Source organism: Kitasatospora saccharophila (assembly GCF_039529925.1).
Classification (GTDB): Bacteria; Actinomycetota; Actinomycetes; order Streptomycetales; family Streptomycetaceae; genus Kitasatospora; species Kitasatospora saccharophila.
This window is the reverse complement of sequence record NZ_BAAANS010000164.1, coordinates 1-852: the sequence shown is the minus strand read 5'-3', so window position 1 is coordinate 852 and position 852 is coordinate 1. Positions and strand designations below refer to the sequence as shown.

The 852-nt window shown below is 70.9% G+C and carries 1 pseudogene; it reads right to left on the bottom strand.

Going from position 1 to position 852, the window contains the following annotated elements:
* Positions 1-852 (bottom strand): annotated as a pseudogene (locus ABD345_RS39975) (hypothetical protein); the annotation flags it as partial.

Sequence of the window (852 nt, the reverse complement as noted above, 5' to 3'; positions counted from 1 at the left end):
TCTGGCCCGAGCCGAGGTCGCGGCGGATCAGCTGGTTGCCGTCCGCGTCGTAGACGTACTTGGTGACGGCGGTGCCCTGGGTGATGGTGTCCACCCGGCCCTCGGGGGTCCAGGTGAGGACCTGTCCGGTGCCGCTGCCGGGGGTGCGCTTGGTGGTCGCTCCGATCTGGTTGGAGACGAAGTCGGTGCTGCTGGTGCCGCCGGGACCGGTGGTGCTGGTCCGGGTCAGGGTGTGCGGTTGCGGCCCGTTGGGGCACTGGGTGGCGTTGCCGGTGCAGCCGTTGGTGTAGGTGGTGGTGGTGTCGCCGCTCTGGCCGTTGACCGCGTGGTCGGTGGAGGTGGTCCGGTTGCCGAGGGCGTCGTAGGCGAAGCTCTGCCAGTAGGCGGTCGCCCCGGAGGCCACGGTGGCGGCGGTCGGGTCGGTGCCGGCGGCCGGGCAGGCGGCGGTCGCGGTCCACGCCTGGGTGAGGCGGTTCAGCGCGTCGTACTGGTAGCACTGGGTGTCGGTGACGGTGCTGCCGCTCTCGGACTGCTTGTCGGTGACCGAGAGCGGGTTGCCCGAGCCGTCGTAGGTGTAGGTGATGTCGTCGACCGTGCCGGCCGGCTGGCTCCGCTGGGTCTGCGCCCCGTTCAGCCGGTGGGTCAGCTCGTCGTACCGGTAGGTCGACCACACGGGGTTGGTCGACGCGCCGTAGCGCAGCTGCGCGATCTCGCCGTAGGGGGTGTACGCCTGGACGCCGACGAGCACGCTGAGGCCCTGTGTCTGCTGGGGCTTGCCGATGGCGTCGTAGCCGTAGGTGATGTCCTCGGTGAGCAGTCCGGCGATGCCGGGGTCGCGCTGGGTGAGCAGTT